At 55.6% G+C, this 24,312-nt stretch carries 22 protein-coding genes; 15 read left to right on the top strand and 7 right to left on the bottom strand.

The features are described from left to right. Positions 1 to 163 precede the first annotated feature (163 nt). A complete protein-coding gene (locus EPN93_13890) occupies positions 164 to 1,600 on the top strand; it encodes a hypothetical protein (protein ID TAL33467.1) in 1,437 nt (478 codons plus the stop codon). A 54-nt stretch (positions 1,601 to 1,654) separates the two neighbouring features. Then, on the top strand, positions 1,655 to 2,995 hold the full coding sequence (locus EPN93_13885; GenBank protein TAL33466.1) for a hypothetical protein: 1,341 nt from the start codon (positions 1,655 to 1,657) through the stop codon (positions 2,993 to 2,995). 35 nt (positions 2,996 to 3,030) lie between these two features. Here EPN93_13885 and EPN93_13880 read toward each other — a convergent pair whose 3' ends face one another. Further along, positions 3,031 to 4,122 carry a glycosyltransferase gene (locus EPN93_13880; protein ID TAL33465.1) on the bottom strand — a complete coding sequence of 364 codons (1,092 nt, stop codon included), beginning with the start codon at positions 4,120 to 4,122 and terminating at the stop codon, positions 3,031 to 3,033. Between the two features lie 132 nt (positions 4,123 to 4,254). On the opposite strand from EPN93_13880, the gene EPN93_13875 reads away from it, so the two are divergent. From EPN93_13875 to EPN93_13840, 8 genes are all read left to right on the top strand, one after another. Next, positions 4,255 to 5,952 carry a hypothetical protein gene (locus EPN93_13875; GenBank protein TAL33464.1) on the top strand — a complete coding sequence of 566 codons (1,698 nt, stop codon included), beginning with the start codon at positions 4,255 to 4,257 and terminating at the stop codon, positions 5,950 to 5,952. Between the two features lie 73 nt (positions 5,953 to 6,025). Next, the gene (locus EPN93_13870) at positions 6,026 to 7,039 is read left to right on the top strand and encodes an alpha/beta fold hydrolase (protein ID TAL33463.1); all 1,014 of its coding nucleotides are present in this window, start codon (positions 6,026 to 6,028) and stop codon (positions 7,037 to 7,039) included. A gap of 1 nt (position 7,040) precedes the next feature. Beyond that, positions 7,041 to 8,750, top strand: a complete 1,710-nt coding sequence (locus EPN93_13865) for a hypothetical protein (protein ID TAL33462.1) — start codon at positions 7,041 to 7,043, stop codon at positions 8,748 to 8,750. A gap of 64 nt (positions 8,751 to 8,814) precedes the next feature. Further along, entirely contained in the window at positions 8,815 to 9,735 is a 921-nt protein-coding gene (locus EPN93_13860) for a glycosyltransferase family 2 protein (protein TAL33461.1), read from the top strand. Between the two features lie 86 nt (positions 9,736 to 9,821). Then, positions 9,822 to 10,691: a class I SAM-dependent methyltransferase gene (locus EPN93_13855; GenBank protein ID TAL33460.1), complete on the top strand. Its 870-nt coding sequence runs from the start codon at positions 9,822 to 9,824 to the stop codon at positions 10,689 to 10,691. A gap of 203 nt (positions 10,692 to 10,894) precedes the next feature. Next, on the top strand, positions 10,895 to 11,929 hold the full coding sequence (locus tag EPN93_13850; GenBank protein TAL33459.1) for a flippase-like domain-containing protein: 1,035 nt from the start codon (positions 10,895 to 10,897) through the stop codon (positions 11,927 to 11,929). Positions 11,930 to 12,042: 113 nt separating this feature from the next. Further along, positions 12,043 to 13,182 (top strand): pyridoxal phosphate-dependent aminotransferase, encoded by a 1,140-nt coding sequence (locus EPN93_13845; protein TAL33458.1) that lies wholly within the window; start codon positions 12,043 to 12,045, stop codon positions 13,180 to 13,182. Between the two features lie 190 nt (positions 13,183 to 13,372). Beyond that, complete coding sequence (locus EPN93_13840; protein TAL33457.1) at positions 13,373 to 13,591, top strand: DUF2283 domain-containing protein; 219 nt, start codon at positions 13,373 to 13,375, stop codon at positions 13,589 to 13,591. Here the strand turns inward: EPN93_13840 and EPN93_13835 are convergent. After that, on the bottom strand, positions 13,588 to 14,748 hold the full coding sequence (locus EPN93_13835) for an NAD(P)/FAD-dependent oxidoreductase (GenBank protein ID TAL33456.1): 1,161 nt from the start codon (positions 14,746 to 14,748) through the stop codon (positions 13,588 to 13,590). The two genes, EPN93_13840 and EPN93_13835, sit on opposite strands and share 4 nt — an antisense overlap. Before the next feature lie 217 nt (positions 14,749 to 14,965). Between EPN93_13835 and EPN93_13830 the strand changes: the two genes are divergently transcribed. Genes EPN93_13830 through EPN93_13820 form a run of 3 tightly spaced genes read left to right on the top strand, consistent with a single transcriptional unit; the run spans position 14,966 to position 16,443 of the window. Further along, positions 14,966 to 15,517, top strand: a complete 552-nt coding sequence (locus EPN93_13830; protein TAL33455.1) for a periplasmic heavy metal sensor — start codon at positions 14,966 to 14,968, stop codon at positions 15,515 to 15,517. Between the two features lie 40 nt (positions 15,518 to 15,557). Then, the gene (locus tag EPN93_13825) at positions 15,558 to 16,067 is read left to right on the top strand and encodes a sigma-70 family RNA polymerase sigma factor (protein ID TAL33454.1); all 510 of its coding nucleotides are present in this window, start codon (positions 15,558 to 15,560) and stop codon (positions 16,065 to 16,067) included. 1 nt (position 16,068) lies between these two features. Further along, positions 16,069 to 16,443, top strand: coding sequence for a hypothetical protein (locus EPN93_13820; GenBank protein TAL33453.1), 375 nt, complete (start codon positions 16,069 to 16,071; stop codon positions 16,441 to 16,443). Between the two features lie 80 nt (positions 16,444 to 16,523). Here EPN93_13820 and EPN93_13815 read toward each other — a convergent pair whose 3' ends face one another. The 5 genes from EPN93_13815 to EPN93_13795 all read right to left on the bottom strand — a co-directional run bounded on the left by EPN93_13815 (position 16,524) and on the right by EPN93_13795 (position 20,680). Then, a complete protein-coding gene (locus EPN93_13815) occupies positions 16,524 to 17,279 on the bottom strand; it encodes a hypothetical protein (GenBank protein TAL33452.1) in 756 nt (251 codons plus the stop codon). Between the two features lie 16 nt (positions 17,280 to 17,295). Further along, positions 17,296 to 17,622 (bottom strand): hypothetical protein, encoded by a 327-nt coding sequence (locus tag EPN93_13810; protein ID TAL33451.1) that lies wholly within the window; start codon positions 17,620 to 17,622, stop codon positions 17,296 to 17,298. A 4-nt stretch (positions 17,623 to 17,626) separates the two neighbouring features. Further along, the gene (locus EPN93_13805) at positions 17,627 to 18,283 is read right to left on the bottom strand and encodes a hypothetical protein (protein ID TAL33450.1); all 657 of its coding nucleotides are present in this window, start codon (positions 18,281 to 18,283) and stop codon (positions 17,627 to 17,629) included. A gap of 492 nt (positions 18,284 to 18,775) precedes the next feature. Continuing rightward, positions 18,776 to 19,297 (bottom strand): hypothetical protein, encoded by a 522-nt coding sequence (locus tag EPN93_13800; GenBank protein ID TAL33449.1) that lies wholly within the window; start codon positions 19,295 to 19,297, stop codon positions 18,776 to 18,778. 15 nt (positions 19,298 to 19,312) lie between these two features. After that, on the bottom strand, positions 19,313 to 20,680 hold the full coding sequence (locus EPN93_13795) for a hypothetical protein (GenBank protein ID TAL33448.1): 1,368 nt from the start codon (positions 20,678 to 20,680) through the stop codon (positions 19,313 to 19,315). 293 nt (positions 20,681 to 20,973) lie between these two features. Between EPN93_13795 and EPN93_13790 the strand changes: the two genes are divergently transcribed. Together EPN93_13790 and fusA are read left to right on the top strand one after the other, a co-directional pair. Further along, the gene (locus EPN93_13790; GenBank protein TAL33447.1) at positions 20,974 to 21,936 is read left to right on the top strand and encodes a diguanylate cyclase; all 963 of its coding nucleotides are present in this window, start codon (positions 20,974 to 20,976) and stop codon (positions 21,934 to 21,936) included. Between the two features lie 157 nt (positions 21,937 to 22,093). Beyond that, complete coding sequence (gene fusA / locus EPN93_13785) at positions 22,094 to 24,205, top strand: elongation factor G (protein ID TAL33446.1); 2,112 nt, start codon at positions 22,094 to 22,096, stop codon at positions 24,203 to 24,205. Positions 24,206 to 24,312 lie beyond the last annotated feature (107 nt).

Below are 24,312 nucleotides of genomic sequence, written 5' to 3'. Positions count from 1 at the left end.
TTTAAAACCGCAATTCTGTTTCATTTAGGTGGATTAGACCTGTTTCCGGATTCCACACGATAGTCTGAAGCCCCAAAAATTTTAAAAACATTACGCGCAATTAATCGACCCTTCGTTTGTTTAGCAGGAAACAAAAGGAGGGTTTTTTAGTAAAACTAGGCCTATGAAAAAAGGATTCATAAATATATTATATCATACGCGCAACTATTTCGGCGCCGAAGTAGCCACGCGCGCTCTGGCATTCATTTCGATACCTGTGATGACGCGGCTCCTGACGCCAGAGGAATACGGAATCGTCAATGTTTTTAATTCGTACATCAGCATATTCGTCATTATCTTTACTTTTAACACATTCGCTGCAGTCAGCAGATATTACTACGAAAATAGTAATGATTTCACTTCGTTTTTTAGCACCAGCATCATGCTCTCGGCCATAACGATCCTCGTTTCCTCGGCGGCATTTCATCTATTGAATTATTTGATACCGGATTTGCTGAAAATGCCGCCCGAATTGTCCTATTATATCGTTCCATTCGTAATATTCACGGTAGCTACATCCTTCTACGATCAGGTTTACGCGCCGCAAAAACAGAGTAAAAAGATAGCTGCACGTATGACGGTACAAGCATATTCGAGTTTCGCACTCTCGATCGGAATAATACTGTTCCTCGACGAAAAGAAATACCTTGGACAAATATATGCATATCTGATTGTAGGAATTCTATTCCTGTTTTATTACATCTGGCAGCTTAAGCCTTATTTTAACGGGCAATTGAAGTCGGATCATATCCATTATATCGTGAGCAACGCCGTTGTATTGATACCCTATGCGCTCAGCAACCGGATACTGAATTATATCGATAGAATAATGATAAATACCAACCTGGGAGCGAGTGATGCTGGATTGTATAGCTTTGCGTATAATATAGGAATGTTATTAAATGTTTTCTTTATGGCGGTATTTCGTGCTTGGATACCATATTATTTCGAACTTATGGACGGTAAAGATTACAAAAAGCTTTTTGATAATACAAAACGCATATTTAAGCTGATAATAATTGCTGCATTATTCCTGATCTATTTCGGTAAGGAAATAGGGATGTTGCTCGCAAAACAAAACTACTATTCCGGACTTGGCATGATTCCGATCATTGTCGTTGGATATTTGTTCAACTCTCTTTTTTTTATTTACAGCTGGGGATTCGGTTATATCAAAAAGCCGATCTATATATCATTGATAGTGCTGGTCGCCGCCATCCTCAACATCGCTATAAATGCTGTTTTTATCCCGGTATACGGAGCCATCACCGCGGCATATGCTACAGTTGCGGCATATATGGTGATGGCGGTGTCAGCATGGTTTTTCACTCGAAGAATTCCGGATATATATTCACCGCCAGCCGGTTTTTTCCTTAAATGTATGGGGGCCTTGCTCCCATTTATATTACCATTGTATTTCTTAGATAAACTGAGTCTATCGCTATCTATATTGATTAAGTTCGCGCTGTTTACATTTTTCGCTATTATAGTCTTCTGGTCCGACCGTAAAGAAATATTCAAGTTTATTCAGAAGATCGCCGGACTGGTGACGTGGAGATAAATTTTCATGGCATTAATGGACCAAATTCCTTGAGAAATGCTCAGGTATGAATAAATGGAACATACTCGCTTCACCATAGAGATGATACGCGATGAGATGTTGCGTCTCGAGCGTAAACATGGTCTGCTGGATCATGAAATCAATGGGGTTAAAATCTGGCAGGCCCTACGGGTGCCGGTATTCCTTGAGATAGGGATTAAGACAGGATGCTACGAAGTCCCTCATACGATAAAGGATTCGGCGCTGGACAGGATCAAAGCAATCCGCAGCTTCGCACGAAGCATACTGTTCTACAATCCATATTGTGGAAAGGCTAAAATAGAGACGCTGGTGTTCGACCATGGCAGAAAAATTAAAATTGGCAGCGAGTTCGTGGATATTCATACAAAATACTTCGTTGACGATTTACTGAGCCAAGGCGGGGCGTTCGAAGTATACGAACGTCCATATATGAACCGACACTATGCTAAGGACGAAATATACAGAAAACACCTGGATATCATATTGATTATGACGACTCTGTTTGGAATATTCTTCCCAAGCGCAATTACAAAATCAGACCAGAATTTCCTGCTTGGATTACAAAATGAAATAAATTCTACGTTCAAAATACGCATCGATTTCCTGAAACTTTTTAGTAAAGAGATATCGCGGTTTAAAATAAAACATAAACTGCTCCGGGCACTGTTGAGAAAAAAAGGCGCACGTACGGTATACCTTGTGGTAGGTTATGGGGAGGCTCCACTAATAAAGGCCGCACGGGATTTGGGTATAACCTCCGTGGAAATCCAGCATGGGATATTCTCCGAATTCGCGCTCGGCTATCATTTTCCCTCCGTGTCGAAAAATTCGCTGGAATATTTTCCGGACAGGCTTTTAATATGGGATGATTTCTGGAGAGAGATGTGCGACCTGCCGCTGACCGATGATCGAATTATACCGTATGGTTTTCGCCACTTGCAGAAAACGAAAGACGGATTTCGGTATGTCAAAAAGAACGAAAACCAGATCATTGTGGTTTCCCAGGGGATTGCGGGACCGAAGATGTCGGATTTCATCTTGCAAAATGTTCAAGATTTAAAAGATTACACTATAGTCTATAAACTTCATCCGGGTGAATACGATAGATGGCGACAGTATGACAGCTTGGTCAGACTATCTGAGTACGTAAACGTAAAAGTCATCGACAATAACGCACTCCCCCTTTACCAACTCCTCGCGGAATCGCGGTATCTGATCGGATTATCGTCCACGGTTATATTCGAGGCACTGAACTTTGACTGCACCATTTTGTTGATCGATCTGCCGGGAATAGAACATATGAAAAAGTTTATCGAGGTCGGGAAAGCGGTGAAAATCAAGTCAGATAAAAGAATAATCGAGTATTTGAAATAACCTACAGGCACGGAAGAGTCTGTCTGCTCATTGTTTCAAGATATTAATAAATTGATCAATGCGGCGACGTTGCTTTCGATGCTGTGGAGGTCGTATGCGTAAGAAAAGGCCCGATTCGATTTACGGTGGTACATTCTGCTGTCAGTAAGTAATTTTGTAAAATAAGAATAAATCAATTTCATGCTCCCTTCACAATAATACCCCGCCTCGTAATTATTTAACAATTCCCCATAATTCAATTTATATGAAAGCACCGGCAGCCCCGTCGCCGTGGCCTCTAACACAGTCATGGGCCAATCCCCCTCGAAGGACGAGGTGATGCAGAAGACTCTGCTCTTCGCGAGCAGCGTGTAGACATCGTCGTATTTGACGAATTCGAAGAATGTCACGTTTCTGATTCCGCGGGCCCTTTTTCGTACTTCTTCGAAATAAACCTCGTGCCCGGCCACTTTCGAGCAAATCATGCAAAAGCGAAACTTTGGGTTCGCCGCGGCAAGATCAAGGAAGACCTCCGGATTTTTCCATTGTTCACAACGCGCAATCCAGATGCAGTCGTAGTCTTTATTCCGAGACTTCCTGACTTTGCCGATATCCAACCCTTTCTTGAGAATGGCGACGCATGCGGAAGGTTGCTCCTTTTTCACATTATCCCGCTCCAATTCGTTTTGCGCGATAATAAGGTTTGTGAATTTTAATAGCAAAAAGAAGAGAGTACATTTACTGCGGTTTTTTTGGTACCTCCCCTCGCTCTCAACATCGTGCGCCAGCATGAACACGAACTTTATCCCGAACAACCGGCAATATACCGCGAACAGGCACGACTCCAGGGTAAGCCCCCTCTGGATAATCACATCCGGCTTCAGTCTTCTTATCGCCCGGTGATACTTGAGCACCTTCACCGGCATCGAATCGGACTCATTGAAGGTCTTCACGAGTGAAAATTTGTCCGCATCGTCAAAGTCAATGACAGGGTAATTCGGGATCAGCGAGAACGTGGCGATATCCTTATGATTCGCGAGTTCCCGCGCGATCATGAAAAGCTGGACGTTCGCCCCGCCGAATGTCCTTGTGGAGTTCCTGTCGAAAAGCGCCTCGGAATCCTTGGGGAATATGATCGCAATTTTCACTGGTACCCGTCCGTGGTCAAATCAAGATTATTCTTGATTTAGTTTACCCTGGGGGCGAAATTGTCAAACAGAATACTCGTTTCGGACCGTCGTGGTATCGGACGAACACTAATCCCGGTGCGGTGAAAGAATATGCTGGAAGGGCTCGCAGGAAGGTTCAATTTATCGGCTTTGAAAAAACCGATCCTCTACATCCTCGCCCTCGACCTGGCGATCTACCTCGTGGGCGTCACCTGGGGGCTTCCCAACGTCGAGGACTGGCTCACCGATTCACTCGCGCCGTACCACCCGCTTATCGGGCTGTCCAAGGCGTTTTCCTTCGGGTATTTCAACAAGTACCCGGTCGTCCACCAGCTCATCCTCGCGGTGCTGAACCTCCCGGTGGTTATCGGCGCATTCATCGCGCACATCTCGCCGGACGGGTTCCGGCTTTACGAGTTCCTCTCCTACGCGAGGTCCGCGGAGTTCGCGACCTGGCTCATTCTCATAGACAGGCTGGTATCGGTCACCATGGGCCTTCTCACGGTGTACTTCCTTTACCTAGGGGCGCGCGAGCTTTTCAGCGAGCGGGCGGCGCTTATCGGTGCGCTTCTCGCCTCGTTCAATATTTCGCTCAACTATTACGCGCACGTCGCCAAGGTCGAGGTGCCATACGTGTTCTGGGCGGTGGTGTCGCTCTACTTCCTGATACGCATCGTGAAATACGACGGCCTGCGCGATTACGTCTGGTGTGTCGTCGCCGCGAGCCTTTCGCACGGGTCAAAGGACCAGGGGTACGCGATCTTCGTCCTGCCCTTCGTGCTCTTCATGGTGGTTTACCAGGTCGTTGCGAGGTCCGATAAAGCCCTGTCCATCAGGGACGTCCTCCTCCGTAAAAAATTGTGGATCGGCGCGGGGGCGCTCGTGGTGAGCTCGCTCCTGGCGCAGAGCGTCCTCTTCAATCCCGACGGCTTCGTCGCGCGGTTCGAGCACCTCACGAAAGAGGGCGGGGTGCGGAACATCCAGTATTCGTACGCGATCGACGGTATCTACGCCCTGTGGCGCGACTCGATCAAGTTCATGATGCTCGACGCGATGACGGTGCCGCTGTTCGTGCTGTCGGTGGCGGGGATGGGGCTGGTCGCGTATCGGTACAGGAAGGACGGGCGCGAACTGTTTCTCAAGCTGTTCTATCTGTTCCCGGCACTCTCGTACTCGATATTTTTCGTGCAGGTTATACGCCAGAGCTCGGTCCGCTACTCGCTTCCCACCAGCCTGTTTATAACCGTCTTCGCGGGGTTTGCCGCGGATTACCTTCTCGAGAAAACCGCGGGCCTCGGGAAAAAAGCGGTATCGGTCATGCTGGTCCTTGTCGGCGCGTTCGCGCTGTACGAGGGGCTTTCGGTCAACGCCACGATGCTCGGAGACGTGCGCTACGACGCGGAGGCGTGGATGAACACGCACATGACGAAAGGCGCCGTCATCGAGTACTACTCGTATCTCCAGTATCTGCCGCGGTTTCCCGGGGGAAGCCGCTCGTACCGGGTGAAAAATGATGTGGGCGATATCGAGAAGCGCAGGCCCGACTACCTCGTGCTCACTTCCAAATATTACCAGCGCTTCTTGAGAAAGCCCGAGCTGGATACGGGGAGGATGACGACCATCCGCATGGAGCGCGACAGCAAATCGGGCATGCCGGAATTCCTTGACGACCTTTTCGCCGACCGGCTGAACTACCGGTTGGAAAAGCGCTTCGACCTGGACGTGCCCTTTTTCCGCGTCCCCGCGGCCCAGAAGATCTCGCCGGACCATATTCTCGTATACAGGCGCCTGGGGGCGGAAAAGAAGTAAAGCGTGCATTTCCGGCGCTGCCGCCGTATCGGCGGGGCGGGCTATCGTTAAACGTCCAGATGGAGAAAGCTTTATGAAATTGTTAAAATATATCGGAATATTCGCGGCCGTTGTCGTGGGTCTGCTGGCGCTCCTCACAGGCTACGCCGCCGTAAAAAATTCGATTCTTTCCTCGAAGTGGCGCGCGGCGCTCCCCGTCAATGGGAAACTCGTCGACGCGGGGACGACGAAACTCTGCATCATCGAAAAAGGCACCGCGAGCCCGGCGGTGATAATCGAGACCGGCCTGGGATCGACCGCCGCGGAATGGGCGGGGGTGCAGGACGCGCTTTCGAAGCGCGCGCGTGTGATTCTGTACGAACGTGCCGGGTACGGGCACAGCGGCGACGCGCAGGGCGCGCGCGCGCCCGAGGCGATCGTGAATGAGCTGAAGTTCGCGCTCGAAAAGGAGGGGATCACGCCCCCGTACGTGATCGTGGGGCACGATATCGGCGCGCTGTACGCGGAGTATTTCGCGCGCACGGATCCCTTCGCGGTGGTGGGCGTGGTGCTCGTCGATCCGCTCCCCCTGAATTTCGAGCGCTTTAAAAAAGAGCTTGATCCCGGGGTCTACAACAATTTCATCGACAGGACTCCCGGGCTCCAGATGGGACGCGCGTTCGCGGCCATGGGCGCCATGCGCGCGCTCTCGATCGTGCCCTACCGGACGTATCCTTCCGTCATAAAACAGGACCTGGTCGAGGCCTGGTCCCAGTCGCGCTTCTACGAGACGATGGTTTCGGAATACCGCAAGGGCTTCCGGGAGGGGAGCGCGAAGCTGGCCGAGGCGGGCCCCTTTCCCAAAATCCCGCTCGTCGTCATCGAGCACTCGCCCAAACTCTACCACGACGACATGATGTTCTGGGGCGTACCGGTCGACCAGGCGCGCAAGATCGAAACGATCACGCGCGACGCGTACGACCGGTACCTCAAGCTCTCGCCGCGCGCAGAACGGATCGTGTCGGCGAAGAGCATGAAAAACATCCATTTCGACGAGCCCGAACTTCTGGTCAGGATCGTGGACGAGATGGTCCAGCGATTCAGGTAGGATGAACGTGCTGGAATTCGGTTCGCGTGCCTACCGGCTGGTCCTCGCCTGCATCATCCTCGCGGGGACGCTGTACGCCGCGCTCTATTTCAATTATTTCCAGACGCCCTCCGAGGATTATATCGGCAACTTTCGCCCTCGCATCGCCGAGTACATGGCGGGCGACTTTCCCGGGAAGAACTTCAAGATCCTGCCGATCTACCCGCTCCTGGTCGCACTGGGCGCGAAGATCAACCCGCTGCCCGCGCATGACGTCATCTATCTCACGGCGATGATACTGAACCTGTTATTGTACGTTCCCTTCCTGCTGGTCGCGCACGCCGTGTTCAAGAGATTCCTCTCGCCGCGCATGACGCTCGCCGCGCTCGCGTACCTTGTCATGAACGTGTACTCGGTCTTCACGGCGGTGAACGCGGAGCTTGAGATGGCACTCGCGCTCCTCACCGCGGGGACGGTGCTTCTCGCGCTCAGGGGATCGCCGGCATCCTACGCGGGGGCCTTTCTCGCGTCGGCGGTGAAATGGGATTCCGTGTTCGCCATCCCGGCGGCGATGTACCGCGATTTTTTCGAAAACCGGCGCCGGTTACGCGCCATCCTGCTCGGCCTGTGCGCGGTTTCGGGCGTGGCCGCCTGGTTCGCGCTCAGCCTTGTCAACTCCGGGGAATACGGTAATCCGTACGTGAAGGAAATCGCGCAGCGGGGCCCGGCGACCTATCGCTACATCGTCGACTGTTTCCTGATCCTCGCCGGCTTCGTCCCGTGGATGGCGACGGGCGCGTATTTCTCGGGCTCGACCATCGTGAAGGCGGCTTATTACCCTGTCGTCGTCGCGTTCACCCTGTTCACGGTCGTATCGGCGATATGGGGCGTCGCGGTCATCGCGAGGAACCGGCTCAGGGAAAACGCGCCGCTCCTCATCTTCTTCGCCGGCTACCTCGCCATCCACATGATCTACCAGAACACCAAGGAGCGCTATGTCACCCCCATTCTTTGGCTGCTTGTGCTTTTCATGTTTTACGGCATCGAAAACGGGCTTGCACCCTGGATTAAAAGAATGTTCATCAGGCGCGCCACGGCATTCAGGGCCCTCGCAATCGCGGCATGTCTCATAACGGCCCTTGCGATGGGAAGGGGGCTGGTACTTGTCCCGGGGCTGGGCCTCCCGCTCACGGTCGCCGCGTGCTGTTTCGTCGCGCTCTGGGCCGTTATCATCGTTAAATTCGGGGGGTCCGATACGACCCGCGCTCGGGCGTTCCTGTTCTGTACGGCCGCCGCGGCGGCGCTCCTGGCGGTCTCGTTCGGGGTCAACGCCATGGATCATTACGGATGGAAGCGCGTCGAGTTCCGGAAGGCCGCCGAGTGGTTCTCCGCGCACGCGCGCCCCGGCGATCGCATGCTCATCGCCGAAACGGTGGTGTCGCGCTATTACTCCGACATGGACGAATCCCGTTTCCTGGGATCGCTGCGGCTCAGGAGCCTGAAGCTCGACGACCTGGTATCCGAGCTCGCGGAAAAAAAGGTCACGTACGTGTTCGTGGACGATTTTTACGTCCGCAGGCTCCAATACGGGGATAAAAACGCGATTGACAGGAAGGCCCACCTCTTTAAAGAAATACGCGATCGGGGGGAATCGACCGGGCATTTCCGGCAGGTTGAAAAATTCGAGACCAGGGGCGGCATCGTGAGCGGGGTCTACGAATTTATTCCTTGATTTTCAAAATGCGTCCGCGCATAGTCTGTCTATCTGACCTAAACTCCATTCACGGGAACCGATAATGGCAAGAAAAGCACGCACGAAGCTCATAGTAATAGTCCCGGCCTACAACGAGGCCGAACGCATCGAGGCAACCATCAAGGCGCTCAAGACCGTCCGGGCGCCTTTCGCGAAAATGGGCGTCGACCACCTGGTCTACGTGATCGACGACGGCTCTTCCGACGATACGGGCAAGCTCGCACAGGCCGCGGGCGCGGACAAAGTGGTGCGCCACAAGATCAACCGGGGACTGGGGGCGGCGATACGCACCGGTCTCGGAAGCGCGCGCAAGGACGGCGCAGACATCGTCGTCAAGTTCGACGCCGATCTCCAGCACGACCCCAACGACATCTTCCCCATGATACAGCCTATCCAGGACGACGAGGCCGACGTGGTGTACGGCAACCGCTTCGAAAAAATCGCCTACAAGATGCCGTTCGTGCGCCGGATCGGGAACATCATGTTCACCGGGCTCATGCGCTTTCTCACCGGGTGGCCTCTTAAAGACAGCCAGCCGGGCATATTCGCGGTCAACAAGGACTACCTGGAAAACTTTTACCTGCCCGGCAATTACAACTACACGCAGCAGGTGCTCCTGGACGCCTACCACCGTGGATTGCGTTTCGCCCACGTCTCGGTCTCCTTCCAGAGGCGCATTACCGGTAAATCTTTCGTATCGCTCAAGTACCCCTTCAAGGTCTCGCGGCAGATACTCATGGTCCTGGTGTCCGTGGAACCCATGAAGATATTCGGGTCAATAGGACTCCTGTTTTTAGCGCCCGCATTTTTGCTTTTCGCGACTGAACTTGCGCTATATTTCATGGGACTGGACGACAAGCCGGTGGTGCACGTGAACCTGCTGCTGGGCCTCTCGGTATTCGGCCTGCAGACCTTTTTCTTCGGGCTCATCGCCGAGCTCATCGTCAAGACGCGCAAACAGTAAACGGTCATTTCCCCTGCGAAAGGGCCGTCTCGCATTGAATAATAAAGCGCTTCAACGCGCCGGATGCACATATTGGCAGAGGTACTATGCGTGAAAAAATGATCAAATCGTCATTGCTGCTGTCCATGTTCAACCGGTTCGACTTTTTAATCAGGGTGATGTATTCCCGCGTGCCGTTTCTCCGTGACGCTATTCGTGCCATCCTATTCAATAAACTATACGCGCGCAGCGGAAATTACTGCTACGCGATGCACTGCCGCATCGTCGCTGCGCTGAAGCGCGCGCGGATACCAATCAAGAATTCCGTAGTCCTGGAGATCGGTCCGGGCACGTCGCTGATCATGGGCATCGGCTTCCTGCTTAAATCGGCTAGAAAAATCATACTGGTCGACAAGTATCCTCGCTGGGACAGGACCAATATCAGCGAGGATATCGAGTACCTCAAGGAGAAGGTGAAGAAGGACGCGATGCGGTTTTTCGAGTCGGATTTCAGGCCCAGGGCAGACAGGTTTTTTTACGCGCCTAATTCCGTGGAAGACATGAAGGACGTTCCGGACGGCTCGGTCGATATCATAGTGAGCGCAGGCGTGCTCGAGCACGTGACCGACATGGATACCGCCTTCAGGGAGATGAACAGGATTTTAAAACCGCGGGGGGTCATGTATCATTACATTTCCCTGGCCGATCACTATAATTTCGACAAGCCCTTCAAGTTTCTGAAATATTCGGACCGGGTATGGAATACGCTGCTCACGAAGGAGGGATATTCCTTCACGAACAGGCTCAGGTCGGATGATTACATGGATTTTGCGGGCAGGTACGGGTTTAAATTGCTTGATGTCGAAAGGGGGACGGGACTCAATCTGGATTCCTGTAAACTCCACAAGAAGTTCGCGGAAAAAAACCGGGAAGACCTTGAGACGATCAATCTCTACGCCCTGTTCCGCAAAACCTAGGCCGGCCGCGCAGGCCGTCATTATTTCGACGCAGCGCCTTTAAAACGCGTTAAATGCCCGAGTTCAAGGTGAATTACCCGGTAAAGATGGCAATAAATCAATCGCTTGTCTTCTGGAATTTGAAACCTCAATGTAGGGCATTTCATTCGCGCATGGCCATATCGAATATTAAACGACTGCAATTATTCAAATAAAATAACCCCATGAAAGATACTACAACGAACCACGCACCAGAATCCGCGGACGAAATAATCCGCGAAAGGAGGAAGCGGATTCTCAATCCCCGGACCGTAGTGTTTTTCGCACTGTCCGCGGGGCTCGTTTACTTTCTGCTCCGGCGCATCGACCTGGGAGAGACCGCGCGGACCTTCCGCGATGCCGATTACCGGCTCCTTGGCCTTGCCTGCGTTATATACGTGTTTTCGAACCTGTTCAAGTCGATCCGCTTCGCCGTTTTGCTCAAAGATCTCGAGGTTCCGCAATTCAAGCTCTTCGCGATCACGAGCTACCATAATTTCTTCAACCAGATACTCCCCGCGAGGACGGGCGAGCTCACCTTCGTGTACTATTTGAAGAAATTGGCGGGGGCCGATATTTCCCGCGGGCTGCACGCGCTCCTGGTCACCCGCATATTCGATTTTATCATCGTCGCCGCATTCTTCGTATGCTCGATAATCATCCATTACGGAAGGCAGACCTCAGTAGCCCTGCTTGCGGTCGGGATCGGATTTCTCGCGTTATCCATCGTTTCCCTGTTCTACCTCAAATGGATCGTCATACTTTCGCGCTCCGTCTTTGAACGCACGATGGCCGTGCTTCGCCTGCGCGAAAAATCGATCGTGAAAAAGGTTCTGGCGAAGGTGATCGAGGTGGAAGATGAGTTCTCCGGCTTCGACACGAAACGTTTCATCCCGGGACTCGCCTTTACGAGCCTGCTGGTGTGGGGCGCGCTGTATTCAATGTCCTTCGTGACGATCCACGCCTTCGGCGTCGATATTAACTTCATGCAATCGGTTGCGGGCGCGACGGGCGCGGTGCTCACCAACGTGCTCCCCATAAACAGCTTCGGGAGCTTCGGAACGCTCGAGGTGGGCTGGACCGGCGGCTTCATGCTCGTGGGCATGGGCGAACAGGACGCGATCACCACCGGGTTCGGAAACCACATACTCAATTTCGTCGCCGCGGCGGCGATCGCGATTGCAGGCGCAATCGTGCTGAAGGTAAAAAATCGTAAATAAGCTTTAGGGACTCGCGTAACAAGCCATGTTTGCGCGGGCGCATAAATGAAGAGAATGCATGTATTTTCACGGGATAGCACTACACCGGTGTACACCCCTTCAATGGAGGCCTCATGATCTCGAAAAAAGCTCAGGAAGTGACTCCCTTCATCGTCATGGACGTCATGGCGCGGGCGGAGGAGCTTGAGCGCAGGGGGGAGCATGTCATCCATCTCGAGGTGGGCGAGCCCGATTTCGACACGCCCGAGGTGATCCGCGAGGCGGCCATCGAGGCGATCAGGTCGGGCAAGACGCACTATACCCACGCAATGGGGCTCATCGAGCTCCGCGAGGCGATATGCGCGCATTACCACGACGAGTACAATGTTCGCGTGACTCCCGACCAGGTGCTCGTCACCTCCGGGACATCTCCGGCGTTCCTGTTCATGATGCTTTCCATTCTCGAGTCGGGCGACGAGGTGATCACCTCCAACCCGCGCTACGCGTGCTACCCGAACTTCATAAACTCCGTGAACGGGAAGATCGTCGAGGTGCGGACCTATCCCGAGGACGGCTTCCAGTACCGGCCCGACGAGATCCGGAAGGTGCTTTCACCGCGCACCAGGGGCATTATCGTGAACTCGCCCTGCAATCCCACCGGCATCGTGATGACCGATAAAAACCTTGAGGACATCGCGCAGTTTGGCGATCAATATATTATTTCGGACGAGATATATCACGGGCTGGTCTACGAGGGGCGCGCCCGCTCCATCCTCGAATTTACAGATAAGGCCTTCGTGGTGAACGGATTCTCGAAGCTCTTCGCGATGACCGGATGGAGGTTGGGCTACCTGATCTTCCCCCGCGAGTTTTCCACGGCCATGCAGCGCATCCACCAGAACTTCATGATCTCGGCGAACAGCTTCGTGCAGTGGGCGTGCATCGACGCATACCGGCAAGCGGTACCCGAGATCAAATCGATGATCGGCATTTACAACGAGCGGCGGCGCTACATGATCGACCGTCTTCGTGCAATCGGATTCAGGATCCACGTCGAGCCCACGGGCGCGTTTTACGTGTTTGCGGACGGGCGTCACCTGTTCGAAGATTCCTACAAGACCGCCTTCAGCATTGTGGAAAAGGCCAAGGTAGGCGTCACACCGGGCGTCGATTTCGGCTCGGGCGGGGAGGGATTCCTCCGCTTTTCGTACGCGAATTCGGTTGAAAATATCAAGGAAGGACTGGACCGGGTGGAGCGGTACTTTAAGGGCTGAAAATACTTTACGACGTGCTTGATCCGCGTTCATCCGTGCCAATCCGTGGCTCATGCCTATCTTTTTAGCCACGGATTTTCGCGGATAGGCCTTCGAAGTAAGGAGTCCGATATCCCCGCCAATGTTGTCTTTGCAATCGGAAATTGTTATAATACCATCACAACGGCATATCCGCTCAAGAGGGGTCGCGATGAAAGTATTTTATGACAAACAGACCGATTCAGTGTATATACAATTCGATGAGCGGCGACCCGAAGGCGTCGTGGAGGTTAAAGAAGGAGTGAACGTCGATGTACTTCCCGGGGGAAGGATCGGCGGAATAGAAATACTAGGGGCCTCCGGCAAGATGGACATAAGGACCATCCTCACCTATACGATAGACGAAGACGCGCTCGCTTCGATTCGCTAGAACATCTTCCTGAACTCCTCCGCGGGCACCTTCCCCTCGATCACTTTCTGCGCGAGCTTGACGGCCTCGGCGTCCCCCAGGACGATTGCGCCCAGCGGGTTGCTTAAATCGACGCAGAGCTTGCGGTAGATGCCTTCGCCACGGGAAACCAACACGTCGCACGACTGGTTGTTGAAATCGCCAGCCGAGAAGAGGTCGATGCCGGTGATCTTGAGCACGTTCGCCATGACGGCCCCCTCGAAGGCGGTATCGACGCCCGCCATGTTGAGTCCGGCGACGCGTCCCTGCTCACGCGCGACGGGCCATATCCCGTATACCCTGCCGCGATGCTCCACAGGGTCGCCGGCGGCATAGATGTCCGGTATCGAGGTGCGAAGCCGGTCGTCCACGATGATCCCGTTGCCGGTCGCGATCCCGGCCCTCTGCGCGAGCTCGATGTTGCAGCGTATGCCCGCGGAGACGAGCACGAGACCCGCGTGAATCTCGTTCCCGGATTTCAATACCAGTTTCTCGACGCGCCCCTCACCCTGGATAGAGCTCACGTTGTCGCCCAGTACGAAGGAAAGCCCCTTGGATTCGAGCATGCCCCTTAATATGCGTCCCCCCGTTTCGTCGAGCTGGCGGGGAAGCAGCCACTCGAATAACTCTATCACGGTGACGCTCTTACCGAGCCTGCTCAGGCTGTGCGCGGCTTCGAGCCCCAAGAGCCCCCCGCCTATGACCGCGACCCTGTCGACGCCCTTCGCGTATTCCAGGATGCGCTCAGTGTCGCGAATGCCCCGGAGGGAGAACACGCCTTCCAGCGCGGCGCCCGGTATGGGCGGGACGAAGGCGCGCGCGCCCGTCGCGACGAGGAGCCTGTCCCAGGACCGGCGCACACCCCTGTCGTCCAGCACGGCTTTCTCGGCGGGAAGAATATCGGACACCCGCGTCCCGAGCACGATCTCTATCCCGTTTTTTTCGTAGAAGTCGGGTTTGTAGATGTAGAGCTTTTCAGGGGCGATCTCCCCGGCGAGGTATTCGATCACGCGGGGGCGGTAGTAGTACAGGTGCGGCGATTCCGAAACCAGGGTGATGGAGGCCCCGGGGTCGGACTTGCGGATTGCGAGGGCTGCCTCCGTCCCGGCCACGCCGTTTCCGATTATTACATGCTTCATGGGGCCCCTCCAAAGGTAGACGATTCGCCGCCCATGCGGATAACGGTTTCGCTGAATGCGACCGGTTCGCGGACCGCGCCCCGTCGACGGGAACGCTATGGAACGGGCGCGGTTCCATCAATCCATTTTTTATCTGAAACCGGAACAGCAAATTAAAAAGTGAACCAGGGCGGTCGATCCCGGGTCTCATTGTTAATTTAAGAGAGGAGAAGCGCATATGAAATCGCGATTGTTGTATGTAATGACGGTACTCGCGGTGCTCGCGTTCGCCGGCAGCCTTTACGCCGAGCCGGGACAGGGCGGAAGGTTCGGGGGCGGGAAGGGAGACGCGCGTTACTGCGAGGACGGCCGCGGCATGGGTCCGCGCGACGGCATGGGCATGGGGCCGGGAGAAGGCAGGGGTATGGGACCGCGGCATTTCTTCGGGGATCCGGCGTACATTAAAGAACAGCTCGGTCTTTCGGACGACCAGGTTAACAAGATTGACGCCATCAACACGGAGCACAGGAAGCAGATGCTCACTATCCGCGAACAGCTCGAGCCCAGGCGCATAAGGCTGGAAAAGATGCTGCTTGAGGAGAACGTGGATCTCTCGCAGGTACGCGCGGTATTGAAGGAGATCGCCGACCTGCAGGTCGAGCTTCGCCTCCTTCGCATCAAGCACCATATCGCTATCGAAAAGGTGCTCACCGCCGACCAGCGCGCCAAACTTCGCGCGGAGCGTGAAGCGATGAGGATGCATCATCCGCCCGATCGCGATGACAATTGAGCGCTTGACGGGGGGAACGAATCGGTGCACGGTATGACGCATGACTGAAAATGAGTTCGCGCGCATAGTTACGGATACAAAGCGGGTGGTGCTCTCTGCCGTGGAGAGGCACCTCCCGCCGCGTTTCCATCACGCGATCGACGATGTGGTGCAGGAAACCTACCTGCGCGCGTACACGCGGCTCGTGCGCGGCGCGTTCAGGGGCGATGCGCAGATAGGCACATGGCTTTACGAGATCGCGAAGAACGAGTCGCTGCGCATGGGCGGGCGGCTCGCCCGCGAGGAGGAGAAATCGCGCCGTGCGGGGATCGCCCTTGCCGGGCGCGTGACCGAAATGGAGCGCGCCGAGGAGAAAATTGCCCTTGAGGAATTCGCGGCGCAGATACGCGCACTCCCCGAGAAGTACCGAACCGTGATGGAGCTGGCCGCGGCGGGATGCGGGGAGCGAGAAATAAGTGAGAGGCTGGGTATCAGGGCGGGGACGGTGAAGTCGCGCATGTCGCGCGGGAGGGAGCTCCTGGCGCGCATGGGCATGGGGGGAGGTTCGTGAAATGAAAGAGAAAGACAGCGAGGCGCTGTTCGCCCGGGAAATCCGGAAGCGCGGTGAAAGCGAGGCCTGGAGCGCCGATATAGCGCGCGCGGTGCTCGTGCGCAGGAGGAAAAGGTTCGTTATCGAGGGGGCATCGGGCGTAACAGGTCTCGCGGCGGCCGTTCTCGTCGTCGCGCTCGCGGCCGGGTTGTTCGATTCACCGGCGCCGATGCAGAATTCCGTGAGCGGACTTATCGCCGCCCAGGTCGAGGGCACCTATGCGGAGGTTTTTACCAGGGTTCAGGTTGCGGGGAAAAGCGAATCCGCGACCACCGAGGATCTGGGTGGATACGATTCCATGGACGAAATGATCGACGTTACGCTTGCGATGCGGTGAATGGGGGACGTGGCGTCGTCGCGTTGTCGTAGAGACGTCCCGGCGGGACGTCTCTACGACAACGCGACGGTTCCCATGGTCTACAAATCGAATTCCCTCGTGAATGCGCCGCCCACCTTGGGATTCTTCTCGACGCTTCCCACGATGTATTCCGCCGGCGAGTACCCGGCGCAGTTCCCCACCCAGAGTGAGAAGGTGTGCCGGTAGCCCGCGTACTTAAGGCCCGCGTTGTACGCCATGTACTTGAACCCGAAGCCGTACAGGTTCGCGATGAGCTCGCCGCACACGGATATCCTGTCCGTCACGTACGCTTCGAAAAATCCGCCGCACCCCGCCGACTGGTCGTACTGGCTGTCGAAATTATAAAAGTTCGTGTTCCAGGCATACGTGGGGACCACGCCCACGCTCACGCGGTTACTGAAAAGATGCAACTGGATGATTACCTGCGCATAGCCCGAAGGCTGGTCCGCGCTTTGCAGCACGTCCTGCGAATCCTCCTTATAGCCGCCGCCCGCGAGAATCGCCAGCGAGAAGGGCGCGCCCTTGGGCTTCCTGTCGTCAAGGATGTTGATCTTCGTGGTGCCCACGATGTCCATGTTCTTGAACGAGCGCGCGGCATAGACGTCCCACCAGTCGGTGATCCCGTAGCCGAGCGTGATGTTGACGTTGGTGGTGTGCTTGATCGGGTCGAAATAGCGGTGACCCACGTCGAGAAGCAAAATACCCGAGCCCGCCGTCTCGCCCGTAGGCAGGAAGAAGATATTGTTCACGACGCCGCCGGCGAATGCCGGGCCGGCGGGCAGGATGCAGAGCGCTGCAAGGATCAGCTTTTTCATAGTGGGTATACTCTCCTTAGAAATCGCCCCTGCGGTGGCAATTGAAGCATGAAGGCGTCGACCGGAACATGTTCTTCGTCTTGTGTATATGCGGTTCGGAGAGCACGGCCTCGCGCTTGATCTTGTCCTTCATCTTGTCGGGGGACAGGGGTCCGATACTCAAGTCATGGCAGTCACCGCACGCCACCACGGTATTATGCACCCCCTGCAGGCGGTCGCCGTGACAGTGGGCGCATGTCTCTGTAAACGAATCCAGCTTCTGCGCCGATGAACAGGTAAAGAGGACACATGCGAGGGTGCAGGACAGGAGGAGTGCCGGAATCAGGAATGTTCGTTTGTTCATGTTTTTAATCACCACAACCGGCACCTCCTGGAATACCGTGACACCTGTTACAGCTTTTTCCGACGAAGGGGTGGGTCGCGTCTGCCGGATTCGTGGCACCCATCAGGCTCCCCCCATGGCAATAAGCGTCTTGGCAGGTCAGGAGCGAATTGCATACGTCGGCGCCGTGTGGCTTCCCGTCGATTTTCTGGGTGTGTGCGGAGATTATCTCGCAATTCGCGCCATCGGCGGTCGGCATGAAGTGGCAGGAATCGCACGCGGGCGACTTCAGGTAGCCGTTAAGCCCGGCCAGGGTGTTTCCGTGACAGGTGACGGTGTCTCCGCAGGAGGTCACGAAAGAGGCGGCAGTGCAGAGGTCCTTGTAATGCCTTTGGCCAAACGCGCTCTTAGTATGCAGTGCCAGTATCTCCCAGTACGGCCCATGGCACCGGTAGCAGGAGGGCGCGCCCGTGTTCCCGCCTTTGAGGTCGCTCGCGTGGCAATTGGCCTCGGTGCAATATCCGGCGGGGACTATGTTATGAGCCCCGTGACAGGTACCGGCCACGTCCCTCGCATGAATTCCGCTGCAGAGATTGTCCGGAGTGTCCACCGATGCCGGGTTGACACAGGTGAGCAATGCGGCGAGAGAAGCCGTCGCGATCGCGGCCGGGAATGGTTTCATCGCGAGCCTCCTGGGAGAAGGGACGAACGATATTACAGCATTCAGCCGACATAAGGTCAATCGAAAATTAATATCGAACCAGGGCCCGGTTCGTGAAATGGCGCGTGGGGTGCGTATCGTAGGGGCGCGATTAATCGCGCCCCTACGATACGCACCCCACGTTGCACCCCACCAATACCCATGCGAAACCGTACGTCGAATCAGTCCATACGCGAGCAAACACGGGCGTCGATATACGATTGCCCCGTGGGTTCGCACGAATATGAATAATCCGCATTTGGCGGAATCATGCCGCGTCTCAACGTCGCACGCGCCCGGGGAACACGGACATGCACGAACCCGGTGAATCCAGTCCACAAATCCTGTCCGAATGCCCCGAAAATAAAAGCGGCGGCATGTCCCCATGCGGCCGTCGATTGGAATAATGTGGCATATTCTCCCGAAACGAAGGCGCGCAAACGTTTGCGCGCCTTCGTTTCGGGCGGTTCTGGATTACGGAATTTCCACCCGCGCCCCGCCGCTTATGGCGTCGATATTCGTAGCGCTTTCATAATAAAGCTCTGTATCCGGATCACGCTTGGCCGGGTCATCTTCGTCCCAGTGAATTTTCCCTACCCGGAAAAAATAAACTCCGGTATACGTCAATGTGGAAACATTGACAGAATACGTACCGGTCGTTCCAATACCGAGCGCGCCGGGTGTAGCGAAAATCATGCCCGGAATTCCGGGCGATCCCAAATCATATTTCGCGGCGACTGTTGCATACCCCGAATACTCATCATCCGGATCCGTGGTCATGTAAATCTCCCAACCTGCGAAATCGTCACTGGTATCCGATTCATCCCAGGCGATATCCACGAATCCCCCGCTGTAACTCGCCTCTATCGTAAAACTCGACCTGTTCATGATCGCGCCCTCTATGGCGTCGACCACATAGGAGCACCCTGACATCCAGACCGCGAAGCCTGCGATAAGGAGGGGGAGCGTCCTGGTAAAAATCGTTCGTGTTTTCATGTTCATTCCTCCTTATTAAAAGCTCACGTAGAAACTGCCTTCGATCATGAACTTGTCGGCAATTTCAACGAGTTTGCGAAGCTCGGGGGCATAGTTATATGCGCCCTTGATCTCGGCGCCCACGACGGGCGATGAGAAATTCAACGACGCGAATCCGCCCATCAAATCATAGCCGGATCCCCGCTCCCTGTGCACCGGTATGGCGACGTCCCAGAGCGAGCTCACGCCCACTGCCAGGATCAGGTCCCGTCCCTCGCGGTCGGCGCGTTTGCCCAGGAAGTTGTATCCTATGGACGCGTACCATTCGCGCATCAGCGCGAAAGCGACCTCCTCGTTTGTGCGTTTGGAGATAAGCTTCTCCGTAGGCCTCTGCAGCTCGACGTAACCCGATAGGAATATGTGGCCGAACAGGTTCTCGGTCAAGAGGAAGGAGAGCGTATCGAGCGCGGCCTGCTCTTTCAGGCTGTCGTCCATGACCGAGCTCTTGCCGGCTGCGCTTTTCACCCATACCGCGTCAAAGGGCTCGTCGTTGTAGAGATTGAGCCGCTTGAAGGTGACGGTGAACACGGGTACGTAAGGCGATATTTTAACGAAGGAGCCCACAAGAGAATTCACCTTCACGCCCACGGCGATCGCTTCAAGCTTGTCCTTCGTCGTGGTCGCGTTCAGGTTGAGGAACGAGAGCAGATTGGATGCCACGAAATAGCGGAGAGAATGGTCCGTTGAGTTCGTGTAGTCCATGGTGCCGTCGTCGTTTGGCTCTATCTGGTTATTGATGATGACCCCGGCATGAATGAAGAAATAGGGCCGATACAGGAGCGACGCGGCGAAGATATCGTCGAAGAACTGCGCATACTTGTAATCGGTTACCGACTCGTTCCCCGCGGCTCCGCGGTCGATCTCGGCCTTGCGCGTGAGGCCGTAGTGGAAGCCCGTCATGGTGAGCCCCACGATGAGGTTATTGGGTTTCCAGAGGCCCATCGGCCCCGAGCCCTTTTCCTCGTCCTCTTTCTCCTTTTTTGCCTTTCCCGAGAGGCGCTCGCTCATGTCCTTGCCCTCGTAACCGCCCAGGATGGGGTAGTTGAGGGTCAGGCTTCCGTAGGCGCGCACCAGGGTCATGGGGACGGTTTCCTTTGCGCCCGAGCCCGCGTTCACGGTGTTGATCTTGAAATCGTTCACCCAGTTGAGCTTGCCGTACCAGTCGAAGTAGAGCTCCTTCTCCTGGATTTTGTCCCACCGTTCAAAGAACAGGTCCTGCACCGTCTCGCTGCGGGCCACCGCGTTATGCAGCGTGGAGGCCTCGTAGGCGACGGGGAACGCCGGCACCGGGGCGAGCAGGAGCGCAATGCCCGCCAGGGCGGTGAAAAGCACAAATCGTTTCATGCAAATCCCCCTTAGAGAGTGACGTTAGTTATTGATCGATATTGCCGCTGATAGTTCCGCGCGGACCGGACAGGCGCGCGGCGAGACTGAATCCAAAGTGATAGTATAAATCATACCAGGAAAACGGCGAAAGTCAATAAAAATCGAGGTTCGTCCGGAAGGGTAGAGACGCGATTAATCGCGTCTCTACCCTTCCGGACGGCAAAATTTTTATCGGAGTCCGATAAAATATATTTGATTTCGATGCCTTTCCGTGTTCCGATACGACACCAATCCAGCGGACAGGTGGCGCCATGAAGGTACTCATCGTCGAGGAAGACCAGTTTCTGCAGAACGCGCTCAGGAAGCTCTTCACCAAGCAGGGCTTCGAGGTTCTGATACGCGCGCAGGGGGACGATGCCCTGCGCACCATCGCCGAAGAAAGGATACGCATCGTGGTGACCGACTGGGTGCTCCCCGGGCCGGGAATGGACGGACTCGCCCTGTGCCGGCGCGTGCGGAAGCTCAGGCTGCCGCGCTACGTCTACATGATCGTCATCACCTCGAAGACGCGCAAGAAGGACATCGTCGAGGCGTTGGACGCCGGCGCCGACGACTACATCACGAAGCCGTTCGAGGAAGAAGAGCTCGCAGCCCGCGTGCGCGCGGGAATCCGCATTATCGAGCTCGAGAACAAGCTCATCAACAACCAGAAAAAGCTCATGAAGCTCGCGAAGGAGGATCCGCTCACCAGGATACTGAATCGCCGCGCCCTCTTCGACGAGATCCTCCGCGAGATAAGCCGCTCCTCGCGCGAGAATTCGCCCTTCGCGACCGTCCTCGTGGACGCCGACGACTTCAAGGCCATCAACGAAGCCCACGGCCAGCTCGCCGGCGACCTGGCGCTGGTCGAGTTCGCGAAGCGCATCAAGGACAGCTGCCGCGAATACGACCTGATCGGCCGCTACGGGGGCGAGGAATTCCTCATATTCCTTCCTAAAACGGACCGGGAGGGCTCGCGTGTCGTCGCCGAGCGCATTCGCGAGGCGATCAATGCGGAAAAGATGATATTCGGCGACGCGTCCATCAGTCTCACCGCGAGCGTGGGGTTGTGTCCCTACTCGTTCTCGGGCGAGGGCCGCGGAAAGATCGCGAACGAGCAGCTCATGGATGAGCTCATCAAGAAGACCGACTACGCGCTTTACCTCGCGAAACAGCAGGGCAAAAACCGCGTTATCATGTTCGAGCCCCGGATGGAGCGCGAGCTGGATCGCTAAAAAAACCAGCCGGACGGCCGATTTATACGCCGCGCCCCGCAAAAATTCTTTACAAAAAACAAACCCCGATTATGGTGATATGGAATTTCGCCTCCGCCGGATGCGTGTTCGCGTCCGCGGACCGTACTAATATGGATTGCAACCGGAGGTCTGGAGAATGCTCAAAGAGTATAAAACGAAGGACATACGCAATGTGGCCATAATCGGCCACGGCAGTACCGGCAAATCGACGCTCTTCGACGCGATGCTGCTTATTGGCGGAAAAATCGACAAGATTGGAAGCCCCAAGGACGGAACGCTCACCTCCGACTACGACGACGAGGAAAAAAACAGGCAGATGTCCATCCGCAGCGCCCTGGGATTCGTCGAGATGGACGACGTGAAGATCAATATCATTGACACACCCGGCATGTCCGATTTCATAGGCGAGGCGCGGGCCGCCCTCCAGGCCGCCGAGGCCGCGATCCTGGTGGTGGATGCGGTGGACGGCGTGCAAATCGAAACCGAAAAGGTATGGCGGTACCTGAACGAAATGAAGATTCCGCGCATTATCTTCATCAACCGCATGGACAAGGAGCGCGCGAGCTTCGAGAAGGTGATCGGGAACCTGAGCACCGACCTCAACGCAAAGGTCGCCCCCCTGTGCCTTCCCATCGGGGAGGCCGAAAACCTCAAGGGCATAATCGACCTCATCGCCATGAAGGCGATGATACCAAAACCGGACGGCAAAACGATCGCCGTCACCGACATCCCCGCCGAATTCAAGGAAAATGCCGAACTGCAGCAGACCGTGCTTGTCGAACAGGCCGCGGAGGGCGAGGACGCCCTCATCGAGAAATTCCTCGATGGTCAGACCCTTACGGTCGACGAGATTCGCCGCGGGCTCAAGACCATGCTCAGCGAGGCGAAGCTCCATCCCGTGATCTGCGGCTCTCCCCAGAAGCTCGTGGGCATCAAGAACCTGCTTAATGTGATCAGGGATTTCGTTCCCGCCCCGAAGGAAGGCACCGAGTTCAAAGGCCACGCCATGGGCGACGTGAAAACGGCGAAATCCGTGGTCATGAAGCCGGACCAGCCGGTCTCCGCGATCGTGTGGAAAACGTATATCGACCAGTACGCGGGCCGTTTCAACTATTTCAAGGTCATCTCCGGGGAGCTCCTTCCCGATACCGAGCTGCTGAACGCGCACAGGAACTCGCGCGAGCGCATCGGCAAACTCTACTCGATGATCGGGAGCAAGCAGGTCGACATGCCCAAGATCACCTGCGGCGATATCGGCGTCGCGGTCAAGCTGGAACGGACGAACACGCTTGACACCCTGTGCGATCCCAAGACCCAGGTCGAGCTTGACATCATCACCCTTCCGCATCCCGTGTTCCCGTATGCGATCGAGGCGGGAAAGAAGGGCGACGAGGACAAGATAGGTCAGATACTCCAGAAGATCACCGACGAGAACCCGACCATCACCTACCAGTTCAACCCGGAAACACATCAAACGGTCCTGTCCGGGATGGGCGAGATGCAGCTCGATATCATCCTGAAAACGCTCCGTGAAAAGAACAAACTCGAAGTGCTCACCGAGGAGCCGCGGGTCGCCTACCGCGAAACCATTACGAGGAAAGCAGAGGCACAGTACAAGCATAAGAAACAAACCGGCGGCCACGGGCAGTACGGCGACGTGAGCATCCGCGTGGAGCCGCTTCCGCGCGGGGGCGGGTTCGAGTTCCTGAACTCGATCGTGGGCGGCGTCATTCCCAAGCAATATATACCCGGCTGCGAAAAGGGTTTCAAAGAAGGCATGGAGGAAGGGGTGCTGGGACGCTTCCCCGTGGTCGACGTGCGCGTGGACTTGTTCTTTGGATCGTACCACGACGTGGACTCGTCCGAAATGTCGTTCAAGATCGCGGCCCGCAGCGCTCTGAAGAAGGCGATGGAATCGGCGGGGCCCATTCTCCTTGAGCCCGTCATGGAGGTGGACGTGTTCGTGGACAAGGATTTCATGGGCGATATCCTGAACGACATCAACGGCAGAAGGGGACGTGTCCTGGGCATGGGCACCAAGGACGAGAGCGACGCGGGCGTGTCGGTTGTCAAGGCCCAGGTGCCGCTGGCGGAGATGCTGCGCTACTCGATCGACTTGCGCGCCATGACATCCGGCAAGGCCACCTTCGAGATGCGCTTTTCCCATTACGATCCCATCTCGGGCAAGATAGCCGAGAAGGTGGTCGAGGAGCGCAAGAAGATGCTCGAGGAAGAAGCGAACAAGTAATCGTAAAGCAGGGCATTCGCAAAGGGGCCGCCCGGGGGGCGGCCCCTTTGTTTTGTGCGCTTGAAAATTCGCGCCCCGGCGAAAAAACCGGCTTGAGCCGGCGGGGC

This window comes from Spirochaetota bacterium (assembly GCA_004297825.1).
Lineage (GTDB): Bacteria > Spirochaetota > UBA4802 > UBA4802 > UBA5368 > FW300-bin19.
Note: the sequence above shows the minus strand (reverse complement) of the source record. Positions and strands in the feature narration are given on the sequence as shown.

Excerpts from the sequence above, each read along its gene's own strand:
- EPN93_13845 (TAL33458.1), top strand. The coding sequence starts at position 12,043 with ATGATCTCGAAAAAAGCTCAGGAAGTGACTCCCTTCATCGTCATGGAC.
- EPN93_13835 (TAL33456.1), bottom strand. The coding sequence starts at position 14,748 with ATGAAGCATGTAATAATCGGAAACGGCGTGGCCGGGACGGAGGCAGCC.
- fusA (TAL33446.1), top strand. The coding sequence starts at position 22,094 with ATGCTCAAAGAGTATAAAACGAAGGACATACGCAATGTGGCCATAATC.
- EPN93_13820 (TAL33453.1), top strand. The coding sequence starts at position 16,069 with ATGAAAGAGAAAGACAGCGAGGCGCTGTTCGCCCGGGAAATCCGGAAG.
- EPN93_13860 (TAL33461.1), top strand. The coding sequence starts at position 8,815 with ATGGCAAGAAAAGCACGCACGAAGCTCATAGTAATAGTCCCGGCCTAC.
- EPN93_13870 (TAL33463.1), top strand. The coding sequence starts at position 6,026 with ATGAAATTGTTAAAATATATCGGAATATTCGCGGCCGTTGTCGTGGGT.
- EPN93_13825 (TAL33454.1), top strand. The coding sequence starts at position 15,558 with ATGACTGAAAATGAGTTCGCGCGCATAGTTACGGATACAAAGCGGGTG.
- EPN93_13865 (TAL33462.1), top strand. The coding sequence starts at position 7,041 with ATGAACGTGCTGGAATTCGGTTCGCGTGCCTACCGGCTGGTCCTCGCC.
- EPN93_13790 (TAL33447.1), top strand. The coding sequence starts at position 20,974 with ATGAAGGTACTCATCGTCGAGGAAGACCAGTTTCTGCAGAACGCGCTC.
- EPN93_13855 (TAL33460.1), top strand. The coding sequence starts at position 9,822 with ATGCGTGAAAAAATGATCAAATCGTCATTGCTGCTGTCCATGTTCAAC.
- EPN93_13890 (TAL33467.1), top strand. The coding sequence starts at position 164 with ATGAAAAAAGGATTCATAAATATATTATATCATACGCGCAACTATTTC.
- EPN93_13850 (TAL33459.1), top strand. The coding sequence starts at position 10,895 with ATGAAAGATACTACAACGAACCACGCACCAGAATCCGCGGACGAAATA.
- EPN93_13815 (TAL33452.1), bottom strand. The coding sequence starts at position 17,279 with ATGAAAAAGCTGATCCTTGCAGCGCTCTGCATCCTGCCCGCCGGCCCG.
- EPN93_13875 (TAL33464.1), top strand. The coding sequence starts at position 4,255 with ATGCTGGAAGGGCTCGCAGGAAGGTTCAATTTATCGGCTTTGAAAAAA.
- EPN93_13840 (TAL33457.1), top strand. The coding sequence starts at position 13,373 with ATGAAAGTATTTTATGACAAACAGACCGATTCAGTGTATATACAATTC.
- EPN93_13795 (TAL33448.1), bottom strand. The coding sequence starts at position 20,680 with ATGAAACGATTTGTGCTTTTCACCGCCCTGGCGGGCATTGCGCTCCTG.
- EPN93_13800 (TAL33449.1), bottom strand. The coding sequence starts at position 19,297 with ATGAAAACACGAACGATTTTTACCAGGACGCTCCCCCTCCTTATCGCA.
- EPN93_13805 (TAL33450.1), bottom strand. The coding sequence starts at position 18,283 with ATGAAACCATTCCCGGCCGCGATCGCGACGGCTTCTCTCGCCGCATTG.
- EPN93_13885 (TAL33466.1), top strand. The coding sequence starts at position 1,655 with ATGGAACATACTCGCTTCACCATAGAGATGATACGCGATGAGATGTTG.
- EPN93_13810 (TAL33451.1), bottom strand. The coding sequence starts at position 17,622 with ATGAACAAACGAACATTCCTGATTCCGGCACTCCTCCTGTCCTGCACC.
- EPN93_13830 (TAL33455.1), top strand. The coding sequence starts at position 14,966 with ATGAAATCGCGATTGTTGTATGTAATGACGGTACTCGCGGTGCTCGCG.